The organism is Escherichia sp. WS2035, from assembly GCF_046487065.1.
GTDB lineage: Bacteria > Pseudomonadota > Gammaproteobacteria > Enterobacterales > Enterobacteriaceae > Escherichia > Escherichia coli.
Genome location: NZ_JBJQKD010000006.1, coordinates 160,138 through 181,192, shown reverse-complemented (window position 1 = coordinate 181,192; position 21,055 = coordinate 160,138). Strand labels below are relative to the sequence as shown.

The window sequence follows — 21,055 nt, the reverse complement described above, 5'->3', positions numbered from 1 at the left end:
AGTCGAGGCAGATAATACAGTGTACCGATCTGTCTCTTTATCTACGCTAAATTGAAAGCTGGATTTAGAGGAACCAAAATGTCTGAACGAGAAACACGGGGAGCCAATGAGGCTATTGATTTTAACGATGAACTGAGAAATCGCCGCGAAAAACTGGCGGCACTACGTCAGCAAGGTGTGGCGTTTCCCAATGATTTTCGCCGCGACCATACCTCTGACCAGTTGCACGAAGAGTTTGATGCGAAGGATAACCAGGAACTGGAATCCTTAAACATTGAAGTCTCGGTTGCTGGCCGAATGATGACCCGTCGTATTATGGGGAAAGCCTCCTTTGTAACGTTGCAGGATGTCGGTGGCCGTATTCAACTGTACGTTGCAAGAGATAGCCTGCCAGAAGGTGTTTATAACGATCAGTTTAAAAAATGGGATCTGGGTGACATTATCGGTGCCCGCGGTACGCTGTTTAAGACGCAAACGGGTGAGCTTTCCATTCACTGTACTGAGCTGCGCCTGCTGACTAAAGCACTACGTCCTTTACCAGATAAATTCCATGGTCTGCAGGATCAGGAAGTCCGTTATCGTCAACGTTATCTGGACCTCATCGCTAACGATAAATCCCGTCAAACGTTTGTTGTCCGTTCAAAAATTCTGGCCGCTATCCGTCAGTTCATGGTCGCGCGCGGCTTTATGGAAGTAGAAACCCCGATGATGCAGGTAATTCCAGGTGGGGCATCTGCTCGCCCGTTTATTACCCATCATAACGCTCTGGATTTAGATATGTACCTGCGTATCGCGCCGGAGCTGTATCTGAAACGTCTGGTTGTAGGCGGTTTTGAACGGGTATTCGAAATCAACCGTAACTTCCGTAATGAAGGTATTTCTGTTCGCCATAATCCTGAGTTCACAATGATGGAACTCTACATGGCATATGCGGATTACCATGATTTGATTGAACTGACGGAGTCACTGTTCCGCACCCTGGCACAAGAGGTACTGGGTACCACTAAAGTCACTTATGGCGAGCATGTGTTTGATTTCGGCAAACCGTTTGAAAAACTCACCATGCGCGAAGCAATCAAAAAATATCGTCCAGAAACCGATATGGCGGATCTGGATAATTTTGATGCTGCTAAAGCATTAGCTGAATCTATCGGTATTACGGTAGAGAAAAGCTGGGGACTGGGGCGTATTGTTACGGAGATCTTTGATGAAGTGGCAGAAGCACATCTGATTCAGCCAACCTTTATTACGGAATATCCGGCAGAAGTGTCCCCGCTGGCGCGCCGTAATGATGTTAACCCGGAAATCACCGACCGTTTTGAATTCTTCATCGGTGGTCGTGAAATTGGTAATGGTTTTAGCGAATTAAACGACGCAGAAGATCAGGCTGAACGTTTCCAGGAACAGGTTAACGCTAAAGCTGCAGGTGACGACGAAGCCATGTTCTATGACGAAGATTACGTGACTGCGCTGGAATATGGTCTGCCGCCAACCGCTGGTCTGGGTATTGGTATCGACCGAATGATTATGCTGTTTACAAACAGTCATACTATTCGCGACGTTATTCTCTTCCCGGCGATGCGCCCACAGAAATAAATTTCACTTTAATGAACGAAGCAGTCAGGCGACTGCTTCGTTCGTCATTCCGCAAATCCAGTTTTGAGGAGAGACGCTTCGTTTCAAGATAACCAGCGGGTCCACTCAACTACAGCTCCTAAAAGAGAGAAAAAAGTAATGCCACAGGCAAACTCATTGGCCAGGTTATTCCGACCAGAAATGCACTAAGTAAACGAATATGTGTTTTCTCATGTGAGATAAACCAGATAATGACAAAGGATATGTTCACACCAATCACATAAAAAATTAATATTTTAGAGAATAGTGCCATTTTTTATGTTCTTCTTATCCTTCCTGGCTACTTGTAAAACTGACGGAAATAGTCATCAACTGTCATAATGCTGAGGTCAAAATCAATATCCGGTAAGTCTAAGCATTTGAGCCTGATTAAATCTTCGATTTCACTTGCGGCTAACGATGTCGTTATTGCGAAGGAGTTTTCATTCAATTGTCGTGGTATCCCATATTCATCAGCCACGATAGAGGAGAAATTCATATCATACATCAATGATCTTAACCTTAAGAACACTGAGGAATAAGATGATGGATAATCAAAAGAAACAACATAAGTATTGAACTTGTTTTTACCTTCCATAATATGACTCCTATCAATATTGAACGCTCTGGGGACGCAAAACTTATTAACCCCGAATGATGATTCTCATATAGGAGATATTCTTTTTTTTTTGCTCAGTAAAGGGGATGACTTGGGACAAAAAAACGCTCTCTCTGACCATTCTTTGTGCATCTCCTACCCTTCAGATGCTCTCCTGCATCACACCGCGGAGAGCATGAAAAATATCGTGACTCTGTACTCTCCCATCAACTGCGAATATCATCATACTCCCGTGTTTTATCAAATTCGTGTTTCGCAAATGGGCATAGTGGGATAATTTTTCGTTTTTCCCGACGCATTTTTTCCACGACTTTCGCAACCAGCTGTTTACCAATCCCTTGTCCTTTCAGGCTTTCATCGACATCGGTATGTTCGATAATCGCTAAATTCTCTCCGGTCGGCACAAAGACAATTTCAGCGATTTGCTTGCCCTGTTCGTCATTAATGTAAAATTTATTGTGGCCTTCGCGTATTTCCATTTTACCCTCGCTTATTTATGACGGTATTTCAGCGCACCGCTCGGGCACGTACGTTTGAGGTTAAATAACTTGCCGTTACCACGTACGCAATTGCCAGAATTTGTAGTGATGCGATGGGCACCACTTTCCAGGGTAGTCAGAGCCATACCTTTACTAGCTGCATTAACCCGGGAGTAACATCACTACAGGCCCCTCTTCAGGGGCCTCTCCTTGTCAGAACATATACCGGAAATTCGCGTTTATTGCGTTATCCACGTTGTATTTACCAAAGGCGGATTTCTCAAACTCCAGACCAAAGCGCATGTTGTCCTTTATCTGTGCGTTCATGCCAACATTGAACAACATCCTGCTGTCTTTCTCCCCTTTGATCCGTTTCTCTCCGGATGCATCACGAAGAACTGTCTCGCCATTATTCAGCAGGTCAAACTGCCAGCTGGTTCCGGCACGGGCTGTCACACTCCAGTCCTTACCCCTGAAGGTTTTGCCCAGCTCAATCCCTGTTCTGCCAATCAACGGGCTGAAATCCTTGTTCTTCATACTCAGGTCCATCTCACCGTCTTTCCAGCGGAATGTTTTCCCGGACACTGCGCCGTAAACCAGTTCGGCCTGAGGCTCAATAAATGTGTCTTCCGTCAGGTGATAACGGTAACCCGTTTCCGCTCCGGCATACCAGGAGTGGGTTCCGTAGTGCTTCGTCCCCAGACCGGCAAAGTTACCTGTGTAGTCATTGTCATGGTGAATATATTTACCAATCAAATCAATGTAGGCACCGGAGTTAAACAGTGCTGAAGCATACAGACCTCCCCCCACGGATTTTGTCTTCCCGCTGAACGCATCACTGTCTGCACTGCTGTCGGTATAGGTCATCGTGACACCGGTGAACAGGTCAACACCGTCCAGCGCATGTTTTTTGTCAAAACCGACCTGAACGTGGGTGTAGTTATCACTGTATCCGCCATCGGCTGAACCGGCGCCGTTCATAATACGGGCCCAGGCACCGGCATCACCGTTCGTGTCACGCAGCTCCCCCATACGTTTGTTCAGATTGTTTACTTCCGTCATAAAGCTTTTGTAGCCGGCATTCATGAAACTGTTCGCCTTCGCTGCAGCCGCTTTATCAGCTTCCGTCCTGAAACCATCCAGAATCCACTTCGTACTGCCGCCAGTGGTGTCAACACGCAGCGTCGGCGTCACACGACTGAAGCCTGTCACCCGGGTGCCGGCCTTAAAGATATCCCCTGATGTTCCGGCCGGTGCACTGACCAGCGGGATATTCAGGGACTGTCCCGGAGACGGGTTCTTCATAAAGCTGACATTCAGGGTGTTGTCTGAACCGCTGGCTTTCTCCGTAATACTGATTTTATCAGCGTCCTTCAGATCAGTGCGCAGGACAAAATCACTGCCCGTGGCATCAAGTGTCTTAACCGTCAGGGTACGGAAGGCACCGTTTTCTTCAGACTGTACCCGGCTGTTACGGGTCGTCAGACTGTTGATGTCGGAATCTCCGGTCAGCAGCCACAGGCCATTATTCATACTGACGTTCCCCTTACCGCCGGTGATGGCACCGTAGTACGCCGCGTTATATCCGCTGAACAACCCGGCAGCCAGAACAGGGGAGACAGAAGAGGAAACTGAGCCAGGGTTTTCGGAGCCAATACGAATGCTGGATGAACTGGTTGCATGAACATCCCCGGAAACATGCGCCTGCTGGCTGATGTTCAGCGTAGCGTTATCACCGGTTAAATCATAGCCTTCTGTCATGTATGTCAGTACGGGCATCCAGGTATTATCAGCGCCATTTTCCGGCGTGCCGCTCAGGGAAAGCGTACCTTTCTTTCCAATCTGAACCCGGCCGTTACTGTAGAGCCCTTTTTGTGCCGTCAGATGACCGCCGTCACGGACAGAAAGGGTGGAATTCACGAAAACACCACTGTTCTGCAGCAGGGCATCCGGTGAGGTGACGTTTACCTTACTGTCATGGGCTTCAATACCGCCAATGAACCGGTTGTTGATGTCCAGCGTGGAGCCTTTTTGCAGTGTAATTTTGCCTGTATAGCTGCTACTGCCATCATCTGCTGAGCGTCCTTCACGAACGTCCTGGCGGAAGCCAAAACCATTACCGGTGATATTGATGCCATCATACATATCAATGAACACCGGAACGTCGCCCCCCAGTTTCAGCGTTGAATTCGATGCGACAATATCACCCTCAACAACTGAGTTACGTGCAGTTGTGAATTCTGAGTTTTCCAGATTCAGAGTCTTAAATCGGAAATGCCGGGTTTCCCAGTCAGGTTGGTCAAAAGAAGCCACCTGATTATTTGTTTTATAGGCACTGTTATTTTTCTTATTTGCCTCACTTTCCAGTCTGGCAAAATCAGTAACATAATCTTTGTCACAAAGAACTCCGGGGACATAGCAGTGCCGAGGCCCCTCGCGGAATATTGCATGTGATGTGGCATGCCCCTGAAGTCTGAGCTGGGAATTCCGCACAGTAATGTCATTGCGTGTATTAATGTTTCCATCAATAATCAGACTGCTGTCAGCACTTTTCTGTGTCCCAGTGTGTTCGATATTCGTATTTCCCGTGATACTACCGTGATAGACATAGCGGGAGGGGTTTTGTAGGGAAAGGGTCGCTGTTTTATCAGAAGTATTGGTGATAATGGTACCAACATCAGTTGCCGCGATCTTCTTGAACGACTGGCTGAACCCGTTTAAATCCAGAGTCCCCCCACGACTAGTAAAATAAATACCTCTGTAATCACTATTTTTATCCAGCGCATCGGCCTGCCCCAGTTTGACCGTTCCACGGCCACTGGCAACATAGATAGCATTGAAAGCCTTTTCTGCATTAAGAAAAACGGTACCGTCACCTGTTTTCAGGTTATTCCCCTGGGCCACATTGACATTCAGTGTCCCGGCCCCTGTTTTGTGCAGGTTATCGTTTGCCTCCCCTTTTACCGACCAGTCGACAACCGTATCTTTTCCGATCTCAACACCCGCCCCTTTATAGGCTTTATCTTTCCCAATAACCGAATAATGTTGTCCCTCATCAAAAATCAATCCTCCGGTTCCTGAGTTCAGGTTATCGGTGAGCTCAATGCTCCCGCCACCATGGAATTTCAAATCTTTATTTTTATTACTCTTGGTCAGTTCAATAGCAGTTATTTTATCGTTAATGGCAATATTTTTATTATTAACTGTCATTTTCTGACCATTGAGGTTCACCTCTTGGGTAAAAGTATTTTTCAGGATATCGACAGTGTTCTGATCATATCGAGCAAAAAAGGCCCAGGTATCCTTACTGGAGAATACTTTACCTGTCAGTGTTCCCAAAATGACCCATTTTTTTTTCTGATTATCATACAAGTAAAATCCGGAACCGCTGTCACCTCCTGTCACTTCATTATAAAACCCACCGGTATTATTACTTGCATACATATTGTTCCAGTTTAACTGAAACATGGAGGCACTACGTAATAATGGATTGTATGTCTGTCCCACCCCATAAGATGTAACACCGGTTGCACCAGCTCCAACGCGGAAACCGATTATTTGTTTCTTTCCATTGAATTCAATACCATAACGCTCTAGTGCTTCTGCTGCTGATAAGTTGAAATCAGCATGCTCTGTTGCACCCGCTGTTTCAACAACAAACTTATCCAGACGCTGGACCGCAAAGTCACCTTTGGTCACACGATCAACATAATGATAATCTGACTGTCCCCATGTCTGAGTTTTAATGGCATGGTGAATAGTGCCATTATGACTTGCTGTAACACTGTAGGCATTACCAATAGCAGTTGTTGCACCTTTAGCGGATACAGGAGAAAAATCAGGGATTGTTACTTCAGGAAAACTGAATTCTCCCCCATTTTTTAATGGCGTTTTTACCCCGTATGCTCCGGGCTGAAATGCACCTTTATTCTGTGCCAGATCAAGATAATCACGGATCCAGAAATTTCGGGTGTCCATCTGTGCTGCACAGGCATATTCAGCCGCACCATAAGACAAGGCAGAAACTATAAATATAGCGAGAAGTTTTCGACCGGTTTTAGAGGATACTCGGGATGCTAATTCTGATACAGCTATAAGCCCTTGAGTAAGGTGACAATACTTAAGTGAATATATTCTGTTCACGGGTAAGACTCCATAACGTTTATAACATAATACAAACCAATAGAACTATGTTTTTATTAATAAAAAGCTTCCAATTACCTTTATTAATTGCAGTTTAACCCCCCCCCCACGTCTGTAAAAAATACATCTACAATATAGATTTTATAGCAGTGTGTTTAGCATATTTACATTGCATTAATTAAATTGCATTGCGCCGCCAAAGGTTATTTAGAATATAATAACGACTCCATACCCACATTGCATAATGAAGGGTAAAGCTACAAAAATAAAATCATGAAATAAACAAAAGCATATGACGTTTAAGTGTTTTTATATTTATTGTTTTTTATTTTATATCATTATGCGGCGGAATTCTTCATTTATTCCGCGCGTTAACATTATTGTATCGTATTTTTTATTTTTTTTTGGAAAACAATAATGTTTTTAACATGTGGATGTTTTTATATTCGAAGATTAATTGAGCACATGGGTAAATAATTCGTTATTATTTGAGTAATTCTCTAAATATGTAGATAATGGCGAGTTAACGTATCACCTGACACACTTCTCTCCGAAATTAAGAAGTATTTGACTCATCAAGCCAATAAATGTGTATAGAATGATTATACGGGATAGTTACAAGTTCACCGATACGGTGCAGGACTCAATGGCGATGTCGGTGGGAGCGTTTGTGTCACGATATGATGGACGTCCCTTCTTAATGCAGTCAGTGCCATACTTTTACTGACTGCATTAATCCGAGAGTAACATCCCATGAACACGATCAGGATTGTTGGTATCGATATTGCCAGGCCTGTTTTTCAGGCCTATATCTGGATTAATGATGATTCTGTTGCATAGGATAGAAACACCTCATGCTCCAAATTGCAGGATATCGTTCAACGATTCGAGTCCGGAACACTATTCGCTATGGAGGCATGTTCAACTTCTCATTCTGGGGGATGAACGTTCAGTTCTATGGAATATCCCCTGACTATTCCCTGCACAACAGCATCATTTTTGGTAAAAAAAATAACATTATTCTTAATATATAGAAAAGGAACTCGTCCTGGACGGGTACAACTTATTAAAAATGCATATCATTTTCACCTCACCGGAAAACGATTAAAAATCAGTAAGAATTGCTTCTGCCTATATTATATATGCAATATATATTATGATTTCCTTTTCACTTTCAATGAAAACTGTTTTGGTGTTATACCAAAATAACTTTTAAAATTACGGATAAAATATGATGTACTAACATACCCAACCTCATCAGATATACTATTAATATGTTTTTCAGTGGTAGTTATCAATCTTGCTGCATGTTGCATTCTAATATCCAAAATCAAATTGTTAAAATTATTATTTTCTTTTTCAAGTTTTTTCCGAATTGAGACTTCAGACATATGTAAAACATTTGCCAGATCAACTAATCGCCATGATTTTGACAGATCAGATTCTATTATTAACTTTAATTTTTCTGTGAAAGTAGAGTCTGTTGAAACAGATAATGAGCAAACCAAAGATTCAATATCGTCAACTTTAGATAACAAATAAGTAATGTTATAAATTAGTCTATGATTTGGGACATTTGCCTCTGTTATCATTTTAAATATTTCTGTATCTGTCTTATCCGCCATGCAATTAAAAATTCTACTTCGCATAGGGCCAATTTTATGGGGATTCAGTAACAATGGTTCCATGACTTTGCAGATACAGCTTAATATATTATTATCTATATGAAAAATATCATAAGGCATGCCTTTACCTAACACGTTAAGTGTTACATCAATGACTGTATTTTTCTCAATATAACATATTGATTCAGGTGGGATATTAATAACCCCCCCATCTATCGTTTTAACAAGTAATTGGGCATTGCGAAGATAAATAATGGCACAATTGTAGAATCTAATCTTTTTAAGAACCAATGTAGAGTTACCGGATATATCCCCTCTCACAGCAAGCCTCATATTACTTAAAGCATTTTGACTATTCATACAGTCACCCCCATGCTTTGTAACAACATAATTTCATGGGATATCCACTCTGTAAACTCGGAAATAACGCAAAGATGAATACTTCCCGGTAAAAAGTTTCGCATCGACATATCAACTAATTTCATAGACTATAAATAATTAGTCACTATGATGATAAAATTAATTGACTCTGATAATAGTTACGTCATGAAAATAAAATCAGTTGATGTTACAGATAACACCTAAAAAGAATTGGAAGCTTCCGTGTCGTTTCAGCACCAAATTTAATTTTTATCATTCTTATTCTATAATAAATTTTACTTACACTTAAACATGTAATCTTTGAAATTTCTTTTATTTTTCTCCGCTTAATGAAATAGAGGTAAAGAATCTCTCGTTCGGTATTATTAAGAGATCGAAGAATTTGTTCTGGTGGATACGTATAATCAATTGATAACCGATTTCCATAGTGGATACTTATATTATCAGCACATATGCATTTAACAGGCCCCCCTGAAAAAAGAAGACTGTATAAAAAATAATTACTATTATCGCAAATCATATAAACATGATTATATTGCTGAACGGCCTCATATACAGAGGCACGGCCACTGAACTCAAAACATTTATACTCTTCATCCTGACTTGAAAAATATAAGAGACCATTTTTTAAATAAAAATCTTTTGTAACCATTATTAGCGCAACGGTCATAGCACATATAAAATATTAGAAACCTGAACTGAATCCAACTATAATCTAAAGTAAAGAATAAAGCCACTCTAAAAAATAGCAGCATAAGATAAAATTTTACACTCCAGAATATCCAATAGATAAGCATATTTGACTAGCTATAACAATAAATCAATAAGAAAACCTGAACAATATGTTCAGGTTTTCTTTTTTATCTACTCTCCTGCTCAGAATGTATAACGAATATTAGCATTTATTAACTTATCAATATTGTATGAACCGAACTCAGAACGCTCCACATTCAGACTTATCCTAGTGTTTTCTTTAATTTTAGTATTTACCCCGACATTGAATACCACTCTGCTATCTTTACCATTATTAATATATGTATCACCTGCCAGATCCTTGAACGCTGTCACAGTAGGCTTAAATAAATCGTACTGATAATTAATCCCAGTCAGCGCTGTCATTTCCCAGTCTTTGCCGCGGAATGTTTTGCCAAATTCAATTCCTGTGCGACCAATCAATGGTTGCATCTGCTTACGTTGCATATAGATCTCACCCCCATTGAATTGCCAGGCAAACTGATTCTCAGATACAGTACCGTAGATCAACTCTGTTTGCGGCTGTATATATGTTTCGTCAGGTAAGGAAAAACGCCAACCGGCCTCAGCGCCCAAATACCAGGAGTGCGAGCCATAATCTTGTTCTGGCATTCCTAACGCACTTGATGAGTAATGATTGTCATGACGCACATATTTCCCGATAGTATCTACATAGAGTCCAGAGTCAAACATAGCTGAAGCGTACACACCAATACCCGTTGATTTGGTTCTTCCCGACCAACCAGTTCCCCGGTTATTACTGCTTGTAAATGTCGCCGTTACTCCAGTAAATAACTCTCCGCCTTCAATTATATGTTTCCTGTCTGCCCCAATTTGCAAGTGCGTATAACTTCCGGTAAATCCATCAGTAGCTGAGCCCGAACCACTGTTAAGTCTAGCCCATGCCCCAGTTTCACCATGGGTATGGCGTAAGTCCCCCATACGATCATTCAGATTATTAATTTCTGTAATAAAGTTTTTATAACCGAGATCCATAAAACTCTTGCCTGTCCGCAAAGCGGCTTTATCAGGCTGTATGTAAAATCCCTCCAGACGCCATTGCTTATTAACGTCGGTCTCCAACACATCAAGTTGCGGTGTAAAACTATGGAACCCTGCATTTATTGAAACCGGGTTAAGTGTAAATATATTGCTTTGTGTATTTTTCGGGGCAGTAACCAATGACACAGGGTCACCGCCCTGTTTTACTGAATTTGTCGTAGGAATAACAACCAGTGTGTTATTCCCCCCTGTCAATGCCTGGTTTACCGTCACCGTATCTGCTGCTTTACCATCGGCATTGATAATGAACGAACTGTTAGTGGCCTCCAGCGTATCTGACGTCAGTCCCCCTTGCCCGAAACGATTAAAGCTCAGTGTTGAACCATTCAAAGTGAGCGACTTAGCCACCGACTGCTTGTTTACCTGCCAGGCAGTGTCCTTCATTGTTACACTTGCCAACGGCGCGTTGATATTTCCATAGTAATTTGTGGATTGGTTAATATCAGTCGTGCCAAAGCTAATGCTGGCCGCATCATTGGCATTGATATCTCCAGTGATGATCCCACCCGCGCCAACATTTAAGCTCGTGTCTTGCCCGCTAAGCTCCCAGCTTTGGGCGGAATACATCGTTCCAGGCTGGTCTGATAGCAAGGAAAGGCTCGCCCCGGCATTACTGCTTACCGTCCCGTCAGAAAGTAATCCGGCTGTAGCGGTCAATTTTGCCCCTTCACCTAATGACAAAGAAGATTGGGTGAAACGGCTGAGCTGATTAAGCGTGGTATCTGTAGAGGTTATCGTCGTCGCACTATCTGCACTATCAATACCGCCGGCAAAATGTTCATTAATAGTTAGTGCCGATCCTTGTTGCAACTGTACATGTCCATTGAAACGACTCTGATCATCTTCAGCGGTTGCCTTTGACTTACCCAATGTTGGTTTGGTTGCCACGCCATTCCCGTCATTGAGATCAATGTAAAGATCCTCACTACCTAACGTCACGGTAGAATGCTCGGCATTAATTCTGGTATTAAGGCTGGCGTTTCTTGCAAGGTTAAATTCAGCATTTTGTAAGTTAAGCTCCGCCATACTGAACTGTCGATTTTCCCAATCGTTCTGAGTAAATGACACTGGTTGGGTCAGTACTGAATTGTCACCCAGCGCCTTTAGCTTATTTGCTACGTCCTGACTGCTGACGGCGTGAACAACCGGATGTCCTTGCATAAATAGCCGACCATTTTGCTGGGTTATACTCCCCTGAGCATTCACTCCACCATCAATAGCGAAATCATTCTGTGTTCCTGCGGTAACCTCATTATTGATATTTAGATTACCGGTGAAATGGCCGTGCCAGATATTAGCAATCGTGGCTGTTGTATCTGGGCTGTTGAAATCCAGATTAACATTAGCCATGGAGCCACTGTTAGTCAGTATAGCTCCATCATCAGCCCCGTTAAGTTTATGAAAAGTCAAACTGTTTCCATTAATGTCGAGCTTGCCGCCATGATAGCCCCATTTGATATTATCCGGATTAATTTGTTTGTCGTCGTTTAGCACCAGAGTAGGACGCCCACTTACAATACTGACAGAACTGAACGCCTGGCTCAGTCCGTTATCATCAGCACGCTGTGCCAATATAACGGTTCCGTCTCCCACACTTAAGCTTCCTGGGTTTACACCGGTACCGTTAATTTTTAACGTACCCGTACCCAGTTTATGCAAACTATCACCAGTAACCCCATTAATCTGCCAGTCAACAAGATGTTCACCATTAACAATAATTCCGCCGCCTTTCCATGTCTGAGTATCAACGGGCTTGACAATATAATCATCATCAAAAGTAAGTGTGCCAGCCCCCTGATTAACGGTATTTTCTAACACTACAGTACCGCCGCCCTGAAAAGTTAGATCTTTACCACTATTAAGCGAAGCAGGCCATGTTGCCCCCAAATTTCCATGCATTTCCCATGATGTGCTTCCCTGGGTTAATGAACCAAGTCCCGTTTTTTCGTCATATGACCAATGAATATCCCCTTCACCTTGTTTTGTATTTACTGGTGCATCGGCATCTTGTTTCATCGTATTTTTTACATCACCAGCAGGAATTATTGTGTACCAGTTAGTATTGCCATTGACCCCTGCATATGAATTGAGAACGGCTAACAAAACCCATTTATTTTGGTCTGCATCCCAGGCAAAAAGAGGAGAGCCACTGTCACCGGGAGTGCCGTAGGTTGAGAGTGGAGTATTAGTGGTATTCGTGACAAAACTCCAGTCAGATATAGCCGGCGTATTTACTATTCCACCTGTTTTATACGAGTAGGCTCCCATTAAATAGGTGATTTTTCCGTTAGTATCTTTTACATATTGAGTTCCCGTACCTACTCGATAGAACACAGGGAAACGGTCAGCATTTTGATAGGTTCCCTTAGCTGTACCCGCATTGGTTATATCCAGAGGTGTAACCTCGGTGACAATTTTGTTGAGACGGGGAGTGTGGAAATCTCTCCAGTGGTTATTTCTGTCAACAAGGGCATAGGATGAATCATCTGCATAGCCAAATTTCACATATTGATAACCAACATTGTGTTTAACGCTGACGACATACTGTGGCGAAACCAGTGTTGCAACCCCAGTCGAGTCATTAGAGCTGAAGTCAATCATGGGTGCCTTATTCAGCGTCGTGACGGGATTGCCATTTTTATCATATAGAGGAACATTTTCTGCGCCAGGACGGAACTCTCCCTTATTCTCAGCAAAATCACGATACGTTTGATAGGGAAGTGAGGTTCCAGCGACGGAGGCAAACAATTTATTTGGGTGCAATAAAACAGCGCAAGCAATCATTGCTGAAACAGTTACTTTTACATCACCCATCAGAATATGAGGATAACCAAAATGTTTTTTATATCGCTGATTAAGGACTGTAATTTTCATATCACCTATATTTCTTTTTGAACACATTTCATTCCGACAATTGAATTTCTATTCTATCTATTCATATATCTTCTGACTCGAAAGATCTTAAAACTAATAAATCCAAGCATTGCTCAGAGTCAACCCTCACGCATATATTTTATTGTTTATTATCAAAATATTCTATTTTTTAGAATTGCTATTTTGTACTTAAGGAATGACAATTCAGCAAAAATCCCGTCATGTACAAATAAGTATCAAATGGTTGTATTTTTATGACTTGAATTAATCTTTTTTTTTTGAAGAATAGAAAAGAGGCATTGGGATGTGTTGCTAATTTTTGAAAGTTTTATTCTCACATCTCTTTGCCCATCACTATACACATAGGAAAAATTTAAGAAAATCAAGATTGAGGTTGAAAATGTTTTCTAAGAATAAAATCACCATCGCAGCTATTTCGGCTCTGCTTATTTCTGGTACCGCAATGGCCCAGACAAGCAGTGGTTCTGTCTCCGCTACTGGTTCTTTTAATGCCGCGACTTGCAGTGTTACCCTGCCTAATGCAACAGCATCTTTTGGCACAGTAACGAATCAAGAGGTAAATGCTGCAAAAGCGTACCAGAAAATAAAAAGTGTAACCGCAGATCAGGGGATTAGTGTTACCGATTGTACCACTCCTGCATCACTAACGGTAGCAACTACTAATTTCCAGTCTAATGGCTATGTTTATCCTGCTCTAAACGAGGCTACCGGTAATCAACAAAAGGATTTTGCGCTTTGGATGAAAGTCGGTGATAAAGGTGTATCTTCTTATAATGCACCAATCGAACTTGCTAATGGTACATATCCAATCGAGTTGCAAATGATTAAAATATCAAATAACTACAATAAAAATCATACTGGTGCATGGAGTGCGCAATACACTTTGACTGCAACTTATAACTAATATATTTAACAGGCATGATTACTCATGCCTGTATATTCAGCATTCTTTAATGTGACAATATAAAATGAAAAAATACAATATTACAATATTATCTTTCATATTTTTTTCTCATATTTCGCTAGCTGAGACTGGTGGTATTTATCTTGATACTACCAGAGTTATATTTGATAGTAATGACTTAAGTACTAAAGTAAAGTTCAATAATAACACAGATAAAAACTGGCTATTGCGAGCATGGGTGTCTGATTATAATTCTAAAAATAAAAATGATAATTTCATAATAACGCCGCCGTTATATAAAATTTCAGCAAATGAAAGCTTTCAATTTAAGATTGACAAATTAAAAGAAAATTTTCCTAACGACAGGGAGAGCATATTCCATATCAATGTTATGGCTATTCCTCCAATCACAAATGACGAAAAGGATAGTAACAATGCTGTTCAATTTGCCATCAACACAAGGATAAAATTAATATATCGCCCACATAAGATAAACAACAAAAACCAAGTTTCTGATGCTTATAAAAACTTAAAAATAACATCTTCAAAAGAAACATTAACTGTCTCAAACCCTAGCCCATACTATATTACCATGAACGATGTAAAGATTAATGGGAAAAATATTACATCTATAAAGGATTTTATGGTTTCACCATTTTCAACATTAATCATCCCGGAAAAAAATGCTAAAACAATTAGTTATTCTACGATAAATGATTACGGCGGAGAAACGCCGATTCAAAACATTAAACTTTAACATTTATTTAATCATCTTTATCGGGGGACAATTTGAAAGGTTCATTAAAAAAATCCTTATTATTGTTAAGGATCACCATCATATGTCCGGTATTCAGTTGCGCTGCCGTATCTCCCTCACCTGACAATAGTCATAGGTTCTCATTTAACCCCGATTTTTTGCAATTATCTGATGGTGATAATGCCAAAAATATCGATCTCAATTATTTTGCAAACGCAAGCGGTGCAGCTCCAGGGGAATATACTGTTGATGTAGTTATGAATGGGGAATTAGTTGACCGTCAGATTAAGATAGATTTTTTCGCGCAGGACAACAAGCTGAACGCCAGACTGACGCCTCAACAGTTGGAACGTTGGGGAATTGATACAAATAAGCTCTCCGTATCTTCCCCATCGGCTTACCAGCAAAATATTGCATATATTATTCAGGGCGCAACAGAGAAATTCGATGCGAACAACCAAAAGCTAATATTGAATATACCACAAAGCTACCTCAAACCTCAGGATTGGTTAAGTACTCCGCCCCATCTCTGGGATGAAGGTATGCCAGCGCTAATGGTTAACTATCTATTTAACGGAATTAAGCAAAATAATAATGGCTACGGTAGCCGTAGTCAGTTTTTATCTCTGGACAGTTCTCTGAACCTTGGTGGATGGCGCCTTCGCCATAACGGTAACTGGTCAACAAACTCATATAATAAAGAGAGCCACTGGCAACCCGTTAGTGTTTATCTACAGCATGATTATTCTTTCCTGCAGGGAGGGCAATTTACTGTAGGGCAAACCTCAACGGATGGTGCGATATTTGACAGTTTTCCTTTTGAAGGAGCACAGTTTTCATCTGATGATGGCATGATTGCCCCAGAACTCAGCCAATATAGTCCTGTTGTCCGTGGCATTGCTTATTCTCAAGCACAGGTATCCGTCAAGCAAAACGGAGTTGTCATTTATCAAAAGAACGTCCCACCTGGACCGTTTGAATTACGCGATTTTAACCAAATATTCACCGGTGACCTGGAGGTGGAAATCCGTGAGGCAGATGGCACTATTCGCCATTTTACTCAGGCGACGGCCGTTTTACCGATTCTGCAACGTCAGGGGCGCTTACGCTATAACCTGGCATTCGGGAAATATCGCTCAAGTTCTACTTTGAATAATAGTGTGTCTGAGCCTCAGTTTGTTCAGTCTTCAGCAGCAATCGGATTACCTTATGAATATACATTTTATGGTGGTGGTATCAAAGCAGACAACTATGCAGCAGTTCTGCTTGGCCTGGGTAAATACTCAGATTTTTTTGGAGCGTTCTCCCTGGATGTCACTCATGCTCGCTCACAATTTTCGCAGAATTATAAGTCTTTCGGAAAACAGCAAGGACAGTCTTACCGCTTTATGTATTCGCGTGGTTTTGGTGAGACGAATACGACATTGAATATTACCGGCTATCGTTATGCCACACGCGGTTACTACGATTTTGATGAGTTACAACAAATTCAGAGTGGATTCGTTGATGAGAAAAATATAAACAGTTATCATCAACGTTCGCGTATATCAACAACGATAAGTCAAGATCTTCAGGATTGGGGACAACTCTACCTCTCAGCAAGTAAAGATCAGTACTGGGATACCGCTGATGGATATAACTTATCTGCGAGTTACTCGCTGCCATTCCGCTATATCTCGGCAATGCTATCGCTCGGGTATAATAAAAGCCCGTATTACCACGAGGCTGATAAATCGCTGTTTTTATCTGTGTCTGTACCGCTCAACTCATTGCTGAATGGAAATAACCTGTTCTTAACCACGAATACCATTACGAATAATGGTCAGGTGCAACAGCAGGTTGGATTAAACGGCTCCTCACAGGATGGTGAGTTTAACTATGCCGTGGCGCAAGGCTGGCAGAATCAAAACAGAGGAGAGTCAGGTAACATTAACCTTAACTATCGTGGACCTTATGCACAAATGAACGGCGGCTATGCCTGGCAAAAAGAATCCAGTCAATGGACATACGGAATTAGCGGTGGTATTACGTTGCATCCACATGGATTAACCTTATCCCAGCCATTAAGTCTGGACAGTGCCAGTGCTCTGGTTCAGGCTCGTGATGCCGCCAGCGTAAAAGTATTGAACGGGTCAGGTATTTATACGGACTGGCGTGGATATGCCGTGGTCCCATATTTGAATCCCTATAACCGAAATCAAATTTCACTTGATGTTAATAGTGTTAAGGATAATGTTGAGCTGCTAAATACAGATGTTACTGTCATCCCTTCTCGAGGAGCTTTAGTTTCCGCTCCATTTAAAGTCAATGTCGGTAATAAGGCAATAATTACCTTGATACAGAAGAATGGTGAGCCCGTACCGTTTGGTAGTGTGGTGACATTAGATTCTGAAAATAGCATTAACAGCAGTATTGTTGCTGATCAAGGACAGGTGTATATGTCAGGGTTACCTGAAGAGGATACACTTATTGCACAATGGGGTGAGGAGGCTTCTCAAAAGTGTAAAACAAATTACAAATTGCAAAATAAAAAAGCGAAATTCAGTGAATTAACTTTACAATGCCAATAGTCGGTAGTTCTTAGATTAATAACCCTGCATATGCGGGGTTATTTTCATCTAACATATTAACAACATCATTCCAGATTTGTATTACTTCCGGCGGACACAAATCATCTTTTCAACTGCGAATATCATCATACTCCCGTATTTTATCAAATTCGTGTTTCGCAAATGGGCATAGTGGGATAATTTTTCGTTTTTCCCGACGCATTTTTTCCACGACTTTCGCAACCAGCTGTTTACCGATCCCTTGTCCTTTCAGGCTTTCATCGACATCGGTATGTTCGATAATCGCTAAATTCTCTCCGGTCGGCACAAAGACAATTTCAGCGATTTGCTTGCCCTGTTCGTCATTAATGTAAAATTTATTGTGGCCTTCGCGTATTTCCATTTTACCCTCGCTTATTTATGACGGTATTTCAGCGCGCCGCTTGGGCACGTATCAATCACTTTCACCACAGTGGTGACGTCGACTTCATCCGGCATGATCCACGGCTTTCGTTTGAGATTAAATAACTTGCCGTTGCCACGTACGCAATTGCCAGAATGCTGACATATCGCAGTGTTAAAATAGACATCGATATTTTCGCCGGTATAACAGCGATAACCCCCGTCCAGTAGCGCCTGATCCATGACCTTCCCTCTCTCATCAGTATGGTTTTCACTATAAGCATAGCCCCGGAATCTTCATACAGCACTGGCAGTTTCCGTTGCCAGAGTCTCTTCCCCTATATAGCCAATCATTCTTACTCCCTTTGAATTACCCGCCTCATCAGAGATAATGCTTAAGAAATTTGTCACACAAGGAAGCTGATGAGACATTCATTGCCCTACCGTATGTTACGCAAACGTCCGATGAAATTGAGTACCACAGTGATCTTAATGGTCAGCGCGGTACTGTTCTCGGTGCTATTGGTGGTGCATCTGATTTACTTCTCGCAAATCAGTGATATGACGCGAGACGGGCTAGCTAACAAGGCACTGGCAGTAGCGCGTACCCTCGCCGACTCGCCGGAAATCCGTCAGGGCTTGCAGAAAAAAGCGCAGGAGAGTGGAATCCAGGCCATCGCGGAAGCCGTGCGCAAACGCAACGATCTGCTGTTTATTGTCGTTACCGATATGCAAAGTCTTCGCTACTCGCATCCTGAAGCCCAGCGTATTGGTCAGCCATTTAAAGGTGATGACATCCTTAAAGCGCTGAATGGCGAAGAAAATGTCGCTATCAATCGCGGTTTTCTGGCGCAGGCTTTACGCGTATTTACCCCCATCTACGATGAAAATCATAAACAAATTGGCGTAGTGGCGATCGGCCTTGAGTTAAGCCGCGTGACCCAACAGATCAATGACAGTCGCTGGAGCATTATCTGGTCGGTACTATTTGGCATGCTGGTCGGACTGATCGGCACATGCATTCTGGTTAAAGTACTGAAAAAAATCCTTTTCGGCCTGGAACCCTACGAAATCTCCACACTGTTTGAGCAACGCCAGGCCATGTTGCAGTCCATCAAAGAAGGCGTCGTTGCCGTGGACGATCGCGGCGAGGTCACCCTGATCAACGATGCCGCACAAGAATTGCTGAATTACCGTAAGTCGCAGGACGATGAGAAACTGTCGACGCTAAGCCACTCGTGGTCACAAGTGGTAGATGTCTCGGAAGTGTTACGCGACGGAACCCCACGCCGCGACGAAGAGATTACGATTAAAGACCGACTATTACTGATCAACACCGTTCCGGTGCGCAGTAATGGCGTTATCATCGGTGCCATTTCAACCTTCAGGGACAAAACTGAAGTACGTAAACTGATGCAGCGACTCGACGGTCTGGTCAACTATGCTGACGCACTTCGTGAACGATCCCACGAATTTATGAATAAATTGCATGTGATTCTCGGATTATTGCATCTGAAGAGTTATAAGCAGTTGGAAGATTACATTCTCAAAACAGCCAATAACTATCAGGAAGAGATTGGCTCTCTGCTGGGTAAGATCAAATCTCCGGTTATCGCTGGTTTTTTAATCAGCAAGATTAACCGCGCGACCGATTTAGGCCATACGCTGATTTTAAACAGTGAAAGCCAGCTGCCAGACAGCGGTAGTGAGGATCAGGTCGCGACGCTGATTACCACGTTGGGAAATCTGATAGAAAACGCGCTGGAGGCATTAGGACCGGAACCCGGTGGCGAAATTAGCGTAACATTGCACTACCGTCACGGCTGGCTGCACTGCGAAGTTAACGATGATGGACCGGGGATCGCACCCGACAAAATCGATCACATTTTTGACAAAGGTGTCTCGACAAAAGGAAGCGAGCGAGGCGTCGGTTTAGCACTTGTCAAACAACAGGTAGAAAATCTCGGCGGCAGCATCGCCGTGGAATCGGAACCCGGGATTTTCACACAATTTTTTGTCCAGATACCCTGGGACGGGGAGAGGTCGAACAGATGATCAATGTATTAATTATCGATGACGACGCAATGGTCGCGGAGCTGAATCGCCGATACGTGGCACAAATCCCGGGCTTTCAATGCTGTGGAACGGCTTCGACGCTGGAGAAAGCCAAAGAGATTATCTTCAATAGCGATACGCCTATCGACCTGATATTGCTAGATATCTATATGCAAAAAGAGAACGGGCTCGATTTACTGCCTGTCCTGCATAACGCGCGTTGCAAAAGTGATGTGATTGTCATCTCCTCCGCTGCCGATGCAGCAACCATCAAAGATTCGCTGCATTACGGTGTTGTGGATTACCTGATCAAACCCTTCCAGGCTTCCCGCTTTGAAGAGGCGCTCACCGGCTGGCGGCAAAAGAAAATGGCGCTGGAAAAACATCAGTATTATGACCAGGCCGAGCTTGATCAGCTAATCCACGGCAGCAGCTCCAACGAGCAGGATCCTCGTCGCTTGCCAAAAGGCTTAACGCCGCAGACGTTACGCACGCTGTGCCAGTGGATTGACGCGCATCAGGACTATGAGTTTTCAACCGACGAGCTGGCTAACGAGGTTAACATCTCGCGTGTTTCCTGCCGTAAATACCTTATCTGGCTGGTCAACTGCCACATCTTGTTCACCAGTATCCATTATGGCGTCACGGGGCGTCCGGTTTACCGTTACCGTATTCAGGCAGAACACTACTCACTACTGAAACAATATTGCCAATAACGGATCGCTGGTTATCTGTAAGTAATAATTATTACCGTAATGCAAAATACCCCTGGCACAAGTTACATCGTTCATCAGTAAAACTTGTGCCAGATCAAATA

At 42.6% G+C, this 21,055-nt stretch carries 14 protein-coding genes and 1 pseudogene; 6 read left to right on the top strand and 9 right to left on the bottom strand.

Annotated features, from left to right (window positions below; genetic code table 11):
* Window positions 1-78: 78 nt before the first annotated feature.
* Window positions 79-1,596 (top strand): lysine--tRNA ligase, encoded by a 1,518-nt coding sequence (gene lysS / locus ACJHX4_RS12460; protein ID WP_000003806.1) that lies wholly within the window; start codon window positions 79-81, stop codon window positions 1,594-1,596.
* 118 nt (window positions 1,597-1,714) lie between these two features.
* Here the strand turns inward: lysS and ghoT are convergent, their stop codons facing one another.
* The 7 genes and pseudogenes from ghoT to ACJHX4_RS12425 all read right to left on the bottom strand — a co-directional run bounded on the left by ghoT (window position 1,715) and on the right by ACJHX4_RS12425 (window position 13,550).
* Window positions 1,715-1,888 carry a type V toxin-antitoxin system toxin GhoT gene (ghoT, locus tag ACJHX4_RS12455; protein ID WP_001173343.1) on the bottom strand — a complete coding sequence of 58 codons (174 nt, stop codon included), beginning with the start codon at window positions 1,886-1,888 and terminating at the stop codon, window positions 1,715-1,717.
* Window positions 1,889-1,915: 27 nt separating this feature from the next.
* Window positions 1,916-2,212 carry a type V toxin-antitoxin system endoribonuclease antitoxin GhoS gene (ghoS, locus tag ACJHX4_RS12450; RefSeq protein ID WP_001312331.1) on the bottom strand — a complete coding sequence of 99 codons (297 nt, stop codon included), beginning with the start codon at window positions 2,210-2,212 and terminating at the stop codon, window positions 1,916-1,918.
* 227 nt (window positions 2,213-2,439) lie between these two features.
* The gene (locus ACJHX4_RS12445) at window positions 2,440-2,712 is read right to left on the bottom strand and encodes a GNAT family N-acetyltransferase (RefSeq protein WP_000405647.1); all 273 of its coding nucleotides are present in this window, start codon (window positions 2,710-2,712) and stop codon (window positions 2,440-2,442) included.
* Window positions 2,713-2,723: 11 nt separating this feature from the next.
* Window positions 2,724-2,822: pseudogene (locus tag ACJHX4_RS12440) on the bottom strand (hypothetical protein); the annotation flags it as partial.
* Between the two features lie 103 nt (window positions 2,823-2,925).
* On the bottom strand, window positions 2,926-6,855 hold the full coding sequence (locus ACJHX4_RS12435; protein WP_410239913.1) for an autotransporter outer membrane beta-barrel domain-containing protein: 3,930 nt from the start codon (window positions 6,853-6,855) through the stop codon (window positions 2,926-2,928).
* A 1,154-nt stretch (window positions 6,856-8,009) separates the two neighbouring features.
* Window positions 8,010-8,840, bottom strand: a complete 831-nt coding sequence (locus ACJHX4_RS12430; protein WP_001088099.1) for an AraC family transcriptional regulator — start codon at window positions 8,838-8,840, stop codon at window positions 8,010-8,012.
* Between the two features lie 897 nt (window positions 8,841-9,737).
* Window positions 9,738-13,550 (bottom strand): S6 family peptidase, encoded by a 3,813-nt coding sequence (locus ACJHX4_RS12425; RefSeq protein WP_000705882.1) that lies wholly within the window; start codon window positions 13,548-13,550, stop codon window positions 9,738-9,740.
* A 400-nt stretch (window positions 13,551-13,950) separates the two neighbouring features.
* On the opposite strand from ACJHX4_RS12425, the gene ACJHX4_RS12420 reads away from it, so the two are divergent.
* The 3 genes from ACJHX4_RS12420 to ACJHX4_RS12410 all read left to right on the top strand — a co-directional run bounded on the left by ACJHX4_RS12420 (window position 13,951) and on the right by ACJHX4_RS12410 (window position 17,802).
* Window positions 13,951-14,475 carry a hypothetical protein gene (locus tag ACJHX4_RS12420; protein ID WP_000491818.1) on the top strand — a complete coding sequence of 175 codons (525 nt, stop codon included), beginning with the start codon at window positions 13,951-13,953 and terminating at the stop codon, window positions 14,473-14,475.
* Between the two features lie 64 nt (window positions 14,476-14,539).
* Window positions 14,540-15,232 (top strand): molecular chaperone, encoded by a 693-nt coding sequence (locus ACJHX4_RS12415; RefSeq protein ID WP_000760483.1) that lies wholly within the window; start codon window positions 14,540-14,542, stop codon window positions 15,230-15,232.
* A 32-nt stretch (window positions 15,233-15,264) separates the two neighbouring features.
* A complete protein-coding gene (locus ACJHX4_RS12410; protein WP_001296664.1) occupies window positions 15,265-17,802 on the top strand; it encodes a fimbria/pilus outer membrane usher protein in 2,538 nt (845 codons plus the stop codon).
* A gap of 109 nt (window positions 17,803-17,911) precedes the next feature.
* On the opposite strand, the gene ACJHX4_RS12405 is transcribed toward ACJHX4_RS12410, so the two are convergent.
* Window positions 17,912-18,184, bottom strand: coding sequence for a GNAT family N-acetyltransferase (locus ACJHX4_RS12405; RefSeq protein ID WP_000405645.1), 273 nt, complete (start codon window positions 18,182-18,184; stop codon window positions 17,912-17,914).
* 11 nt (window positions 18,185-18,195) lie between these two features.
* Window positions 18,196-18,426 (bottom strand): 4Fe-4S mono-cluster protein YjdI, encoded by a 231-nt coding sequence (gene yjdI, locus ACJHX4_RS12400; protein ID WP_000371715.1) that lies wholly within the window; start codon window positions 18,424-18,426, stop codon window positions 18,196-18,198.
* Between the two features lie 180 nt (window positions 18,427-18,606).
* On the opposite strand from yjdI, the gene ACJHX4_RS12395 reads away from it, so the two are divergent.
* Together ACJHX4_RS12395 and dcuR are read left to right on the top strand one after the other, a co-directional pair.
* Window positions 18,607-20,238 carry a sensor histidine kinase gene (locus ACJHX4_RS12395; RefSeq protein WP_001216462.1) on the top strand — a complete coding sequence of 544 codons (1,632 nt, stop codon included), beginning with the start codon at window positions 18,607-18,609 and terminating at the stop codon, window positions 20,236-20,238.
* Entirely contained in the window at window positions 20,235-20,954 is a 720-nt protein-coding gene (gene dcuR / locus ACJHX4_RS12390; protein ID WP_000611288.1) for a two-component system response regulator DcuR, read from the top strand. The genes ACJHX4_RS12395 and dcuR overlap by 4 nt, the downstream gene beginning before the upstream one ends.
* The last annotated feature ends 101 nt before the right edge of the window (window positions 20,955-21,055 follow it).